The sequence below is a fragment of the Pseudoalteromonas sp. RW-H-Ap-1 genome (assembly GCF_048318575.1).
Classification (GTDB): Bacteria; Pseudomonadota; Gammaproteobacteria; order Enterobacterales; family Alteromonadaceae; genus Pseudoalteromonas.
Genome location: NZ_CP166996.1, coordinates 1,174,652 through 1,188,622, shown reverse-complemented (window position 1 = coordinate 1,188,622; position 13,971 = coordinate 1,174,652). Strand labels below are relative to the sequence as shown.

At 40.0% G+C, this 13,971-nt stretch carries 12 protein-coding genes and 8 tRNA genes; 2 read left to right on the top strand and 18 right to left on the bottom strand.

Annotated features, from left to right (window positions below; genetic code table 11):
- Positions 1-518: 518 nt before the first annotated feature.
- Both AB8618_RS05615 and AB8618_RS05610 read left to right on the top strand, forming a co-directional pair.
- Complete coding sequence (locus AB8618_RS05615) at positions 519-1,631, top strand: methyl-accepting chemotaxis protein (protein WP_409425146.1); 1,113 nt, start codon at positions 519-521, stop codon at positions 1,629-1,631.
- A 244-nt stretch (positions 1,632-1,875) separates the two neighbouring features.
- Positions 1,876-3,525: a diguanylate cyclase domain-containing protein gene (locus AB8618_RS05610; protein WP_409425145.1), complete on the top strand. Its 1,650-nt coding sequence runs from the start codon at positions 1,876-1,878 to the stop codon at positions 3,523-3,525.
- Between the two features lie 52 nt (positions 3,526-3,577).
- On the opposite strand, the gene AB8618_RS05605 is transcribed toward AB8618_RS05610, so the two are convergent.
- The 18 genes from AB8618_RS05605 to ruvC form a co-directional block, all read right to left on the bottom strand.
- A tRNA-Ser gene (locus AB8618_RS05605) sits at positions 3,578-3,667 on the bottom strand.
- 196 nt (positions 3,668-3,863) lie between these two features.
- Complete coding sequence (nadA, locus tag AB8618_RS05600; protein WP_008466811.1) at positions 3,864-4,904, bottom strand: quinolinate synthase NadA; 1,041 nt, start codon at positions 4,902-4,904, stop codon at positions 3,864-3,866.
- Between the two features lie 148 nt (positions 4,905-5,052).
- Positions 5,053-5,128: transfer RNA gene (locus tag AB8618_RS05595), tRNA-Lys, on the bottom strand.
- Between the two features lie 65 nt (positions 5,129-5,193).
- Positions 5,194-5,269, bottom strand: a tRNA-Lys gene (locus tag AB8618_RS05590).
- A gap of 66 nt (positions 5,270-5,335) precedes the next feature.
- Positions 5,336-5,411, bottom strand: a tRNA-Lys gene (locus AB8618_RS05585).
- A 65-nt stretch (positions 5,412-5,476) separates the two neighbouring features.
- Positions 5,477-5,552: transfer RNA gene (locus tag AB8618_RS05580), tRNA-Lys, on the bottom strand.
- A 65-nt stretch (positions 5,553-5,617) separates the two neighbouring features.
- Positions 5,618-5,693 (bottom strand) — tRNA-Lys (locus AB8618_RS05575).
- Positions 5,694-5,762: 69 nt separating this feature from the next.
- Positions 5,763-5,838 (bottom strand) — tRNA-Lys (locus AB8618_RS05570).
- A gap of 70 nt (positions 5,839-5,908) precedes the next feature.
- Positions 5,909-5,984 (bottom strand) — tRNA-Lys (locus AB8618_RS05565).
- Positions 5,985-6,154: 170 nt separating this feature from the next.
- The gene (gene ybgF / locus AB8618_RS05560) at positions 6,155-6,907 is read right to left on the bottom strand and encodes a tol-pal system protein YbgF (RefSeq protein ID WP_138608876.1); all 753 of its coding nucleotides are present in this window, start codon (positions 6,905-6,907) and stop codon (positions 6,155-6,157) included.
- 13 nt (positions 6,908-6,920) lie between these two features.
- On the bottom strand, positions 6,921-7,460 hold the full coding sequence (pal, locus tag AB8618_RS05555) for a peptidoglycan-associated lipoprotein Pal (protein WP_138608874.1): 540 nt from the start codon (positions 7,458-7,460) through the stop codon (positions 6,921-6,923).
- Positions 7,461-7,495: 35 nt separating this feature from the next.
- Positions 7,496-8,854, bottom strand: coding sequence for a Tol-Pal system beta propeller repeat protein TolB (gene tolB, locus AB8618_RS05550; RefSeq protein ID WP_413401665.1), 1,359 nt, complete (start codon positions 8,852-8,854; stop codon positions 7,496-7,498).
- A gap of 8 nt (positions 8,855-8,862) precedes the next feature.
- On the bottom strand, positions 8,863-9,768 hold the full coding sequence (gene tolA / locus AB8618_RS05545; RefSeq protein WP_413401663.1) for a cell envelope integrity protein TolA: 906 nt from the start codon (positions 9,766-9,768) through the stop codon (positions 8,863-8,865).
- Between the two features lie 4 nt (positions 9,769-9,772).
- Entirely contained in the window at positions 9,773-10,204 is a 432-nt protein-coding gene (gene tolR / locus AB8618_RS05540; protein WP_010392795.1) for a protein TolR, read from the bottom strand.
- Positions 10,191-10,895, bottom strand: a complete 705-nt coding sequence (tolQ, locus tag AB8618_RS05535) for a protein TolQ (RefSeq protein ID WP_010392797.1) — start codon at positions 10,893-10,895, stop codon at positions 10,191-10,193. Before tolQ ends, tolR begins: the two co-directional genes overlap by 14 nt.
- A gap of 871 nt (positions 10,896-11,766) precedes the next feature.
- Positions 11,767-12,774, bottom strand: a complete 1,008-nt coding sequence (gene ruvB, locus AB8618_RS05530; RefSeq protein WP_413401661.1) for a Holliday junction branch migration DNA helicase RuvB — start codon at positions 12,772-12,774, stop codon at positions 11,767-11,769.
- Positions 12,775-12,781: 7 nt separating this feature from the next.
- The gene (ruvA, locus tag AB8618_RS05525; RefSeq protein ID WP_008114133.1) at positions 12,782-13,399 is read right to left on the bottom strand and encodes a Holliday junction branch migration protein RuvA; all 618 of its coding nucleotides are present in this window, start codon (positions 13,397-13,399) and stop codon (positions 12,782-12,784) included.
- 2 nt (positions 13,400-13,401) lie between these two features.
- On the bottom strand, positions 13,402-13,926 hold the full coding sequence (ruvC, locus tag AB8618_RS05520; protein ID WP_008114131.1) for a crossover junction endodeoxyribonuclease RuvC: 525 nt from the start codon (positions 13,924-13,926) through the stop codon (positions 13,402-13,404).
- Positions 13,927-13,971 lie beyond the last annotated feature (45 nt).

Sequence of the window (13,971 nt, the reverse complement as noted above, 5' to 3'; positions counted from 1 at the left end):
CAAGCTAGGGGCGGTTTAATCGCGGCGCGATGTTTGTAACCTAGTGGGCTCGATAACTGCTCCTGCGTTATTCTACTGGCTTACATCCATGTAAGAATAAGTCATAACTGAGCAAAGCTTCCGCGTCCTGCTCACGCCCCTAAGCTGAATCCTTCGGGCAGCGCCTGTTTGGCATTGATGCTGCGTTATCGCCTATTTATGGGGGAATCCACACCACATAGGCGATGCCTTGCCTAAATACCAAACAGACTGCTGCAAATCCAACCTTGAAAGGTCAACAGACCCTAACTTCTAAAATAGTGACCATTTTAAATAAGTTTACTATAAGCATGAAATGAAAAGTTTTTTACCAAAAAGTTATAAAGCATCTATTATTGTGTTGTAATTTACTTTTATAAAAATCGATTTGGGTGGACATTAATTCCAGCCCTGTTAAAAATCGAATTATGTAATCTATAATCAGGTAAATTTAATAAAAAAATATAACGTTTATTTTCCGTGTTTAAATTGGGGTCTACATGCTGTTCAATTCAAAATATAAAAACAAAATTAACGAGTTAAATAACGAGTTAATGCAATTAAAAAAAGCTAATGAAAAACTTGAGGCGCAATTATTAGCAGTAAACAGCGAGAAATCACAACTAAACGACAATGAAATAGCAAACGATACGGCATTTGTAAAACAGCGTGAATTAAATACCTTATCATTGCAGTCATCTGATTTAATAAGTGATATCAGAGAAAGCTTAGCCTCAACTTCACATAAACTAATCAATGATATTACGTCATTTAAGTCATCCCAAGAATTACTTGATACAATTTTAGATATGTTAGCAACGACTTCATCGTCAACACATAATATTTCAAGAGATACAAAATCCGCCTCTAAATCCGTTAAAGAGTTGCAGTCAGTAACAATCGGCATTAATGATTTTGTAAACATAATTAAAGGAATTTCTGATCAAACAAATTTACTCGCACTTAATGCAGCCATTGAGGCAGCAAGAGCGGGAGAGCAAGGGCGAGGCTTTGCAGTGGTCGCAGATGAAGTGAGAACGCTTGCTCAACGCTCTTCTGAGGCATCTAACGAGATATCTAATTTAATAGATAAGGTTAATGAGCAAATGCAAAGCGTTGTAACTAAAATTACTAACGTTAGCGAAGAAAGTGATGGCATTGCAAATAGCTCATCAGAAATTGATACTACCGCTAAAAAGGTGGTTGAACTATCACAAAATATGTATAGCGTTATCGTTAATTCAAGTGCGGATGCATTTATTCAAACAGTAAAAATGGACCATATTGTATGGAAATACGATATTTATAAAGTCATTTTAGGTCAATCAAACAAGACGGCAGAAGACTTTTCTGATCATACCATGTGTCGTTTAGGTCAATGGTACTATCAAGGTGAAGGTGCATTAAAATATTCAAGCATTAACGACTTCAAAGCATTAGAGAAACCACATACAGATGTCCATAAAAATGGCTTTGCTGCTCTAGAAGCATTCCAATTAGGCGATCTCAATACTGCTGTTGAAAAAGTATCTCTTATGGAGCAAGCAAGCTTTAAAGTAGTCGATATACTTAGCGCGTTATCAGATAAAATTATGGAGCATAATTTTAAATAAAATAGTCATAAGTACCTCCTTTTGCATAGCGATTTATAATCATTCATCGCTATGCATACCAAATTCATGTAAATAAATTATTAACCCTTTAATTAATCATTAACTATATTTTTATAATAACAGCTCACCGTTTAGTGATTAAAGTTAGTAACTATAAAGCAAAAATACGCTAAAGCGGTCATAACTATAATTATTCTGTTAAAAATGCAGTACAATTTTTACCGGTAACTAACTTAGGTATTACATGCGGTACACTTTCAATTTTATATGTTGCTTGCTACTACAAATCATTGGTTTTAGTGCATCTGCTGTAATATTAAACGAAAATGACAGCTTACAATTAAAATCAGCTATATGGCATCAAGTAGATTTAGCTAAATCAACCCAAGGTGAGCAACTCATTAATGCTTATAACAATATAAGTACTCCCGTCACTTCGCTATATAGTGCGCATGGCAGTGCAATAGCAAAAATTAGTTTAACTACAGTGAGCGCAGGACGCTGGTATATAATCCCCCAAATTAATTACTTAGATAGTGGCGTTGCTTTTTATCAAGATACTAGTGGGATCAGAAAAGTCGCTGATTTTTCACAAAATAGCGTCACTCAATCAGCCATTGTAATGCACAGCCAAGCTTTTGAATTACATCTAGAAGCTAATTCACACGGTGTTTTATGGCTTTATATTAATGCTAAGCACTTTGCTAAACCTGTTAGCATTAACATTATTCCTCAATCTAGGTTTGTTAAACTTCAGTTTTATATCAATTCATTAAGCTTAGTGTCTATTACTATAATGCTGACCTTGGCTTGCATGGCCTTAATAATGTTCTTTAAAACACAACATCGCGTGGCGTTGTTTTGTGCAGGTTATATAGGATTACACGGCATTGGCTGGGCATTCGCGGCGGGGATAGTTGCGTTACTTTTTAATTACCACGCAATTAACACCCATTACTTTGGCATGTATATTTTTGCCTTCGCTATTGCCTCTGCCAGTTCATTTGCCTATTACTTATTTAACTTTGACCAACATACCCGCACTGGTATTAGCCGATTTTTAAAATACTTTTCCATAACGGCACTTGCCTGTGGTTTTTTAAACCTATTTTTACCCTTTCATTGGGTGTTCTATTTAGCTCACTTCCTCGCTGCAATTTGGGTGTATTTAAGCTTAAAGCTTGGCTTTACAATGCTGGGGATGAAGGACTTTAGGGCGAAATATTTTTTAACTGGCAACCTTGTTTATAGCCTGTCATTAGTTATTTTTATCTTATCGCACCTCAATTTAATAGAAATAAGCTCACCTGAATTATGGGTGCTTATTGCTCTGGCCATTGATTGTATCTGTATTTTACTTTCTTTATCTGAATGGCTAAAAATAAAGCAAAATAATTATATAAAAGCGCTAGAGTTATCACGCATAGACCCACTCACCAAAGTAGGAAACCGGCTGCAATTACAAGAAATACTTGATAACTTAGATAATTTTTATCTCATAGTGTTTATAGATTGCGACAATATTAAAAGTGTTAACGATCACCTAGGTCATGCTCACGGTGACAAGCTACTCATTGAGGTTACGCGGTTAATACAAAATGCGTTAGCCGATAAAGGCGAGGTATGCAGAACCGGCGGTGATGAATTTATTTGTGTGTGTAACGTTAAATCAGCACAACAGCTCGCCCAACTCATCCTGAGCATCAACGAGTCGTTAAACTATATTCATCAGCAAGTTCAAAAACACTGGCCGTTATCAGGCGTGAGCTATGGCTTAGCAAGTAGTCAGGAGTGTAGTGACTATAAAGCTTGCTTAACCTTAGCCGACCAACGAATGTATACATTAAAACATCAGCGTAAAGACAAACGCCAAGCTCAACACCAACACGTTTAATGTTATTACAGGCACAAAAAAGGACGCCTTGAGGCGTCCTGATATAGAATAATGGTGGAGAGAGAGGGATTCGAACCCTCGTTAGGGATTAACCTAAACACACTTTCCAGGCGTGCGCCTTCAGCCACTCAGCCATCTCTCCACAGTGTTGCATTGCAACAGCGCGCTATAGTATGAAATACACTTGCTTGGTGCAAGGCCTTTTTAACATCACGCTTTTAACTGCTTAATAATCATACCAATTACATCAGCATGTTTAGTATCAATCACTATAACTCTTTTAGGCACAAAAAAAGGTTACTGAGCCTCAGTAACCTTTTTATTAATAGTGCGTTTTATTACTTTGCCATGTTAGCTGTAAAGTCTAGCATGCGATTTAATGATTTAAGCGCGCCTTCACGCAAATCCATATCAACAAACACTTCTTTACCGCTGGCATCAATCAGTGCTTCCTCAATCGCTTGTAAGCCGTTCATTGCCATCCAAGGGCAGTGAGCGCAAGTTTTACATGTAGCGCCGCTACCAGCCGTTGGCGCTTCAAAAAACTCTTTATCTGGACATAGTTGCTGCATTTTATAAAAAATACCGCGATCGGTCGCCACGATAAACTTTTTATTAGGCATAGTTTGCGCTGCTTTAATAAGCTGGCTAGTAGAGCCAACAGCATCAGCGAGTTCAACAATTTCAGCTGGTGATTCTGGATGCACCAATACGCCCGCATCTGGATGCAAGACTTTAAAGTCTTTTAGCGCTTTGGTTTTAAACTCATCATGTACAATACATGCGCCGTTCCACATGATCATATCAGCGCCAGTATTCTTTTGAATATAACTGCCTAAATGTTTATCTGGGCCCCAAATGATTTTTTCGCCTTGCTCATCTAAGTGCTCTACTATTTCAAGTGCACACGATGAGGTAACTATCCAATCAGCACGCGCTTTAACCGCGGTAGATGTATTAGCATATACCACCACTTTACGGTCTGGGTGTTGATCACAAAACGCTGAAAACTCATCCACAGGGCAACCAATATCTAATGAACAAGTCGCTTCAAGTGTAGGCATCACCACAGTTTTATTGGGCGTTAAAATTTTAGCTGTTTCACCCATAAAACGTACACCCGCGACGATGATCATGTCGGCTTCATGGCGAGCGCCAAAACGTGCCATTTCGAGTGAGTCGGCTACACAGCCGCCCGTTTCTTCAGCAAGTGCTTGAATTTCAGGATCAGTGTAATAATGAGCAACAAGTACCGCGTTTTTCTCTTGCAGTAATTGTTTTATACGCGCTTTATATTCGCCTTTTTCGTCTTGTGTTAACGGTGCCGGCTTAGGAGGGAAAATATAACCTTCAGGCATAATAGTTTGAGCTAAACTCATGTTCTCGACCACTTTATTTACAGTGCAATTAATAGCGCAAATTATACGAGAAACCAACGCTAAATAATAGCAATCTAGTCAGGCAGTTTATAAATAAAAATAAGGGAGATACTAAGAAATATATTATACGGAGAAAGTGTACCAGAAGTGGTGGGTCATGATGGACTTGAACCATCGACCAATGGATTAAAAGTCCACTGCTCTACCAACTGAGCTAATGACCCGCTCTGGATTACTTATAAAAAGTAAGGCTGCGTAAATCCGCCGATTATAACCACTCAATAAAGAATGGTGGGTCATGATGGACTTGAACCATCGACCAATGGATTAAAAGTCCACTGCTCTACCAACTGAGCTAATGACCCGCTCTGGTTTACTTATAAAAAAGTAAGGCTGCGTAAATCCGCCGATTATAACCACTCAATAAAGAATGGTGGGTCATGATGGACTTGAACCATCGACCAATGGATTAAAAGTCCACTGCTCTACCAACTGAGCTAATGACCCGCTCTGGTTTACTTATAAAAAGTAAGGCTGCGTAAATCCGCCGATTATAACCATTCAGTAAAGAATGGTGGGTCATGATGGACTTGAACCATCGACCAATGGATTAAAAGTCCACTGCTCTACCAACTGAGCTAATGACCCGCTCTGATTTACTTATAAAAAGTAAGGCTGCGTAAATCCGCCGATTATAGCCATTCAATAAAGAATGGTGGGTCATGATGGACTTGAACCATCGACCAATGGATTAAAAGTCCACTGCTCTACCAACTGAGCTAATGACCCGCTCTGATTTACTTTTAAAAAGTAAATACGCGTAAATCCGCCGATTAGACCATTCTAGTTTAAAAAGAATGGTGGGTCATGATGGACTTGAACCATCGACCAATGGATTAAAAGTCCACTGCTCTACCAACTGAGCTAATGACCCGCTCTGTGTGTTTGTTAACACATTGCGTAAATCCGCCGATTAAAGACCAAACTTTATTAACAATAAAGAATGGTGGGTCATGATGGACTTGAACCATCGACCAATGGATTAAAAGTCCACTGCTCTACCAACTGAGCTAATGACCCGCTTTTTTGCCGCATTTCGAGTGGGGTTACCATTCGTTTGCTGCGGGCGCTTATAATACTTATTTATAAAATGAGTGCAACCGAAATTGTCTCTTTTTTTAAGTTTTTATGTCTAGTTGAGCAAATTTAGACCGCTTATGACAAAAAGCAGTCTAATCAAGCATCAACATTTACTTTGATAAGCGATCTGTGGCTAATTTAGCAGCAGTTGTACTTGGGTACTGATTGATTAGCTCATTCAGTATTTTTTGTGCTTCAGCCTTTAACCCTTGCTCTTGTAAAAGTGTACCAAGCTTTAACATTGCATCTGGGCGCTTATTTGAGTTTGGAAATTCGTTAACAACTACTTTGAAATGTTCGGCTGCTTTTACACCGTCATTTTTAATCGTTAATAATTGCCCAAGCCAATAATGTGCGTTTGAGGTGTACACTGAATTTGGATACGTTGTTAAGAACGCTTGAAATTCTGGAATAGCTTGGTCATAGCGCTTATCTTTCATTATAAGCGCAACAGCACGCTCGTACGCTTCGTTTTCAGATAAATCACTGCTGTAGCTCTGATCGCTACCTGGTTGCGTGTAGTCTGTTGTAGGCGCTGGAGTAGCTGGTTTAGCATATGCTTGGCTAACACGGTTTTCTATTTCTTGATAAAGCTCGCGCTGGCGCTGCAATACTTTTTCAAGTTTATAGCTTTGCTCTTCGGTAACACCGCGAATTTGACTCACTTCATCTTGCAGTAAGTTAAGCTGTTGCTGTAACTCTACTTGTAAGAAATTACGCTGTTGCATCATCTTTTCAAGCGTTTCTAAACGCTTTTCAATGCTCGACTGTGAACTTGCAGCTTCTGAAACAGGAGCGGGAGCAGCCATTAACTGGGTGCTCCCGCTCAATATCATGGCTGCCAAAATAATTTTCGGCTTCATAATATCTCTTATCTTAGTAAACTAGTACCGCACGGCGGTTTTTAGCGAAAGCTTCTTCAGTGCGAGATTTAACCATTGGCTTCTCTTCACCGTAGCTAACTACTGACATTTGGCTTGCAGAAACACCTAAACTTTGTAGGTATTTTTCAACTGCTTGTCCACGGTGCTCACCCAGTGCAATGTTGTACTCTGGCGTACCGCGCTCATCTGCGTGGCCTTCGATTAATACTTTAACAGAAGGATTTTTAACTAAAAACTCAGCGTGTGCACGAAGTAGCTCGCCGTATTGACCTTGAATCGTTGCAGTGTCAAAACCAAAGTAAATGATTTGCTCTTGACGAAGCGCTTCGTACTTTTGACGAAGTTGCTCTTCAGCTTGTTGCTCTGGCGTCATTGTTGCTACTTCAACTGTATCAGTTGTTGTTTGCTCAACAGTTGCTTGGTTAGACTGGTTGGCTGCATTTTCATCGATATCTGAAGATGAGCTACAAGCTGCTAGTGTCATTACTGGCACAGCAATTAGCAGGCCTTTAAGTATTTTGTTAAGTTGCATTGAGTAGATTCCTATTTTGAGTAAACCAGCAATTATTACTGTAAATATGGCGACCAAGCCGGTGCCTTCACTTGTCCATCAAGCACAGGTAAGCGTGCTTTAAAACGGCCGTCCATCGATACTAGCGCAAGTACCTGTTTATTATTATGGAGCGTGCTGTATATAATCATCGAGCCATTTGGCGCTATGCTCGGCGATTCATCAAGGCGAGTTCGAGTTAAAACTTGGAACGCACCTGTAGCCAACTCTTTCTTAGCAAGATGATACTGTCCGTTAGTACGGTTTACCATCACTAATTCTTTCCCGTCTGGCGAAATAGAACCCGCTAGGTTCATGTCACCGTCAAAGGTTAATCTTTGAGATCTGCCAGTTTTTAAATTTAACTTATAAATCTGAGCATTACCACCCCTTTCCGACGTAAATACTATATCTTGACCATTTGGGTACCACGAAGGTTCGGTATCTATACTACGATGGCGTGTTAATCGGGTCTCTTTACGCGTTAGTAAGTCTAATAAGTAAACCTCAGTTGCACCAGTTTTATCTTTTGATAGCACTAACAGTAGCTTTTTACCGTCTGGCGAGAACTGCGGCGCACCGTTAATTCCTTTATAGCTGGTGATCAGTTCACGTTTACCGGTATAAATGTCTTGAATAAAAATTTGGCTCTGGCGATTTTCGAACGTTACATACGCTAATTTAGTACCATCAGGCGACCATACTGGCGACATTAATGGCTCTTTTGAGCGCAATAACACTTGTTCATTAAAGCCATCGTAGTCAGCAACCACTAACTGATAAGGCTTTTCATCAGTATCACGAACAATAACATAGGCTATTTTAGTTAAAAACGCGCCCTTTTCACCGGTTAGTTTTTCATAAATTACATCACTGATGCGGTGCGAGTAACGGCGAAAGCCGGTTTCACCGATCACGCTTTGGCGCGCTTCTAAAATATGATCTTGGCTTTGAATCAGCTTACCGCTGCTCATCATTTGTGTTTCACCGCCAGTAATTTGGCCGCGAATAACATCAACCAGCTCATAACGCACTAAATAACGCCCGTTGGTTTGCTGCTCTACTTCACCAACCAACACGGCCTCTACACCTTGATTTACCCAAGCACTGTAATCAATATCAGCATCTTTGTGAGGTTGTTGCGGCATTTGCGACACACTCACAGGCTTAAACTTACCGCTACGCATTAAATCGGCAGCAATTACATCACTTAGCTGCTGTGGAATAGGACCAATACCTTGGTATTTAAATGGCACAATCGCAATCGGTCTTGCGCCGTCTATACCTTCAGTAATAACAATTTCAAGTGCCGCATGTGCCACACTCTGAAACCCTAATATTAAAACTAAACAGGCTATTTTAATTTTGTTAAACATGTCATCCCTTAAAACTCTGGCGCGATGGTTATATTAATATTCTTTAGTTTCTCGAATACGTCTTTGTCTTTAGATACTGGTAATGTGTCGGCCATGCGAACGGCTCTTAATGCAGCCTCACACACTAACTTATCACCGCCTAACGATTTTACCTGCGTTACTAGCCCATTAAATCCAAGACGGATATTAATGCGGCATTGCTGGTTTTTCATTTTTTCATCAATTAGTAAGTTTTGTTGAATACGCGCCATAATTAGAGCGCGGAATTTATCAACTTCACTGACTACTTGCTGTTGACGTATTTTATTACGAGCCGCCTGCTCTTTGGCAAGTTGCTCTTGCAGCATTTGTTCTTGCAATGCTTGCTGACGTTTACGTTCTGCTTCTTCAGCGCGCTTTTTACGCTCTTCTTCGGCTTTTTTAAGTGCCGCTTCTTCCGCTTTGAGTTTATCGGCAGCTGCTTTTGCCGCGTTTTCAGCTTCTTGCTTTTGCTTTTCGGCTTGCTTCGCTTTTGCTCGCTCGCGCTGTTCTATTTCACGGGCTTTTTTAGCTTGTGCTTGCGCTTGTGCGGTTTCTTTCTCTTTTGCTCTGCGTTGCTGTTCAAGCTTTTTAATGCGTCTTGCTTCAGCTTCACGCTGTTTACGTGCATCGGTTGCTCTGCGTTCTAAATCGCGAATACGTTTATCTTCAGCACGCTTTTTATCATCTTCTTTCTTTTTAAGCTCAGCTATTTTTTGCTCAACTTGCTTTTGATCAATCGTAACCGCCGAAACCGCTTTCTCTGGCTCAGGAATAGCCGCATTAAGCGTCACTTCCATTACTTTAGGTTTAGGAGGATGAATGTTTGCTGACGCATACAAAAACCCACCTAACGCTAAATGCAGCAATACTGATTTAATTAATGAACTACTCATACAGTTACTTGGTCCCCTCAAAGGATTCGGTCATTAACCCTACCGACGGTACACCTGCATTTTTTAAAAAGTCCATTAACAGTAACACTTCCTGATACGACACTTTACCCGAGCCTTTTATCATCACAGGCACATCCGGGTTTTTCATTAGTTGTAGTTTAATTACTGCGGCTACATCTAATGCTTCCATTGGCTCTTCAGGATCGGTACCTACACTTACGTAATACTTACCATCGGCATCAATAGAGGCAATAATGGGTGGCGTGTCCTTGGTATCGACTAAGTCCGACTCTTCCATTTTTGGTAGGTCTACTTTTACACCATGAGTAATTAACGGCGCGGTGGCCATAAATATAATAAGCAGCACCAACATTACATCAATGTATGGTACTACATTAATTTCTGCGACTGGGCGACGCTTTTTACGATGATACATTCGCTTGAGCCTCTATTTGGGTAGCTGCTTGACGGTGTAAGATATTGGCAAATTCTTCCATAAAGTTAATGTAGTGAGATTCTAACTTTTCAACTTTATTAGCAAATCGGTTATAAGCAATAACAGCAGGAATTGCAGCAAATAAACCCATTGCTGTAGCAATTAACGCTTCTGCTATACCAGGAGCAACCATTTGTAAGGTTGCTTGTTTTACTTCACCTAGAGCAATAAAGGCATTCATAATACCCCAAACAGTACCAAATAAGCCGATGTAAGGGCTAATTGAACCGACCGTTGCTAAAAACGATAGGCTTGATTCTAGTTTTTCTATTTCGCGAGAAAGCGCAACCCGCATTGAACGGTGTGTGCCTTCCATTACAATGCCCGCACTTTGAAAGGTATTTTTTTTATGACGTGCAAACTCTTTAAAGCCTGAGGTAAATAACGCCTCAATACCAGCTGACTGGCCACCGCGAGAAGAGATTTCGTTATATAGTTTACTTAGGTCAACACCAGACCAAAAACGTTGCTCAAATTTTTTGGCATTTGCTAAGGCGTCAGAGATGGCTTTTTTACGTTGAAAAATAATAGCCCATGACATAACCGACATAGCAACCAACGCTAGCATTACTAATTGCACAAGCAAACTGGCTTCTAGAATTAGATCTAAAAAATTAAGCCCTGATCCCACGTTAAACTCCTAAATAATTAAAAACATCAAATTGATTTATTTGAGTAAGGTAACTTAGCAATACATTAGCCACCATTAAAGTTTTGCTAGTGTATCTAGTGTATTTACTGCTGACAACGATATTGCTGTGAATAGACAACAAAAAACGTTAAAAAAACAGCTTTACTCAATATTTACTACTTAACTCTTGTTCTACTGTATAAATAAATAACAACAAAGCTTTATGGAAGCACGCTTAGTTTCACTAAAGAGTGACAGAAATGCGCTGTTTATTCAAAATTAATGCATAAGCACTCATAACCAGCACATGCTTACCTTAACGTAATAGTAAAACTAATACCGAACGTTAATATGTTAATATACATAAACAAAGCATTTCATTAACTTATAGAATTAATGATTAATTAACATGCAACAATAAGCTGAAACAAAAAACCACTGTTATTAGTTTTTTTTATCTGAAAATATAAATTTTCTAGTTTGAACAAATTGTGTCTCTTCGGTATTATTCTCCCATACCGAGCTAGCGCATTAAATGAAAGCTATTTCATTGAATCCAGTTCCTCGTAATATGATTTATTTCGTATTACTTTTTTACTTCTTGGGGTATGACCTCAACAAGTAAAACGTAGTTCCCTAGATTACTTCCTTAAACTTGTTGTTTGCCCGCATTTTTTGCGGGCTTTTTTTTGCCTGCAATTTAGCAAACTATTTAAACTCAGCCTAAACACTAATACAGCTGGCGAACAATAGCCTGATATGTCTTAACGCTCAGTGAATTATTGGCAAAGTTAAATACGTAATATTTACTCATACAAAAAAGCCACTGTCGTTAAAAAGACAATGGCTTTGGAAAGAGTCTAATTAATCTTTAATCTTTTTTAGGTAACAAACCAAAATGGTGATACGCATTATCCGACACAATTCGTCCGCGTGGCGTGCGCTGAATAAACCCTTGTTGAATTAAAAACGGCTCAATCACATCTTCTATCGTTTCTTTTTCTTCGCCTATAGCAGCGGCTAGGTTATCAAGACCAACAGGGCCACCCATAAATTTTTCAATAATGGCGAGTAAATATTTGCGGTCCATGTAATCAAAACCACTTTTATCAACATCAATCATATCGAGGGCTTGTTGAGCAACCTCGGCATTAACCGTACCATCTGATTTAACTTGGGTGTAATCGCGCACACGACGCAATAAACGGTTTGCTATACGCGGTGTGCCACGAGAACGCTTGGCAATTTCTGCCGCACCATCGTCACACATTTCTAAATCAAGGTAATGCGCTGAGCGCCCAACAATATGCGACAAATCTTCCACAGAATAAAATTCTAAACGTTGTACAATACCAAAGCGGTCACGCAGTGGTGAGGTTAATGATCCCGCACGCGTGGTTGCGCCAATTAAGGTAAATGCAGGTAAATCAAGCTTAATAGAGCGTGCCGCTGGCCCCTCACCTATCATTATATCGAGCTGATAATCTTCCATTGCAGGGTAAAGTATTTCTTCTACTTGCGGGCTCAAGCGATGTATTTCATCAATAAACAGTACATCACCTTCTTCAAGGTTAGTAAGCAACGCAGCTAAATCGCCGGCTTTTTCAAGTACAGGGCCCGAGGTCGTTTTAATATTTACGCTTAATTCATTTGCTACAATATTGGCAAGCGTGGTTTTACCTAAGCCTGGCGGACCAAATATTAATAAATGATCCAACGCTTCGCTACGGCTACGCGCAGCCTCAATAAATATTTCCATTTGTTGCTTAACATGCGGCTGACCACGGTAGTCGGCCAGTAACTTAGGCCTAATAGCACGATCTATGGTGTCTTCGTTGGTTTTTTCAGCAGCATCAATTAAGCGATCAGCTTCGATCATAATTTACTCACAGCATTGATTTCAAAGATTCTTTAATTAGAACCTCAGTCGACATATCGGGTTTGCTTACTGATTTTACTGCTTTTTGCGCTTGTGGCAATTTATAACCGAGCGCCACCAACGCCGAAACCGCATCATCGGCCGCATTATTGGCTATAGTTGCATCACTCGCAGGCTCTATTACAGCGCTATCGCTAAACGGGGTAAATAAATCATTGCCCCAATTTTTTAATCGGTCTTTCATTTCAAGCACTAAACGCTCGGCGGTTTTTTTACCTACCCCTGGCAATTTAACCAAAGCGGTAGCGTCTTCATTATTTACGCAACTTACAAACTGCTGCGCCGACATACCCGACAAAATAGCTAAACCCAATTTAGGTCCTACGCCATTGGCTTTTAACAGCTCTCTAAATAAGGCACGTTCGGTTTTATTATTAAAGCCAAACAATAACTGTGCGTCTTCGCGTACTACAAAGTGAGTGTACACAATGGCGTTGTCGCCCACTTTGGGTAAATCGTAAAAACAGGTCATTGGCATTTGTACTTCGTAGCCAACGCCACTAACTTCTAATAATATTTCTGGGGGCTGTTTTTCAACTAACACGCCGTTTAAGCGACCTATCATTGTTATTTCCTTAGACGTCCTCTAACGGTTTTGCTTGCGCTACCCGCTAGTTTAATTAAGTTTTGTTCAGAGTGAGCATGGCAAATCGCAATCGCGAGCGCATCTGCTGCATCGGCTTGCGGCGTACCTGGCAGTTTAAGTATGTTTTTAACCATATGTTGTACTTGCGATTTATCGGCACCACCGTTACCCACCACGGCTTGCTTTATTTGTCGTGCAGAGTATTCAAACACTGGTAAGTCGGCCATAGAGGCACCCACAATCGCAGCACCACGAGCTTGACCAAGTTTTAAAGCAGAATCGGGATTATGTGCCATAAATACTTTTTCTATGGCAAAGGTTTCCGGCGAAAACTGCTCTATAAGCTGCGTAATACCTTGGTATATCATTTTAAGTCGGGTGGGAAAGTCGTGATCGGCTAATTTAATACAGCCACTGCCTAAGTAAGTAAACTTAGCACCTTGGTGCGCAACCACACCGTAACCCGTTAAACGCGAGCCCGGATCGATCCCTAAAATAATGGCCAAACAGCACTCTCATTATTGTTATTCATTAATAATGCTAATAATGCC

Coding starts and splice junctions, on each gene's coding strand:
- tolR (WP_010392795.1), bottom strand. CDS start 10,204: ATGTATCATCGTAAAAAGCGTCGCCCAGTCGCAGAAATTAATGTAGTA.
- ruvA (WP_008114133.1), bottom strand. CDS start 13,399: ATGATAGGTCGCTTAAACGGCGTGTTAGTTGAAAAACAGCCCCCAGAA.
- AB8618_RS05615 (WP_409425146.1), top strand. CDS start 519: ATGCTGTTCAATTCAAAATATAAAAACAAAATTAACGAGTTAAATAAC.
- AB8618_RS05610 (WP_409425145.1), top strand. CDS start 1,876: ATGCGGTACACTTTCAATTTTATATGTTGCTTGCTACTACAAATCATT.
- pal (WP_138608874.1), bottom strand. CDS start 7,460: ATGCAACTTAACAAAATACTTAAAGGCCTGCTAATTGCTGTGCCAGTA.
- tolB (WP_413401665.1), bottom strand. CDS start 8,854: ATGTTTAACAAAATTAAAATAGCCTGTTTAGTTTTAATATTAGGGTTT.
- ybgF (WP_138608876.1), bottom strand. CDS start 6,907: ATGAAGCCGAAAATTATTTTGGCAGCCATGATATTGAGCGGGAGCACC.
- ruvB (WP_413401661.1), bottom strand. CDS start 12,774: ATGATCGAAGCTGATCGCTTAATTGATGCTGCTGAAAAAACCAACGAA.
- nadA (WP_008466811.1), bottom strand. CDS start 4,904: ATGAGTTTAGCTCAAACTATTATGCCTGAAGGTTATATTTTCCCTCCT.
- tolA (WP_413401663.1), bottom strand. CDS start 9,768: ATGAGTAGTTCATTAATTAAATCAGTATTGCTGCATTTAGCGTTAGGT.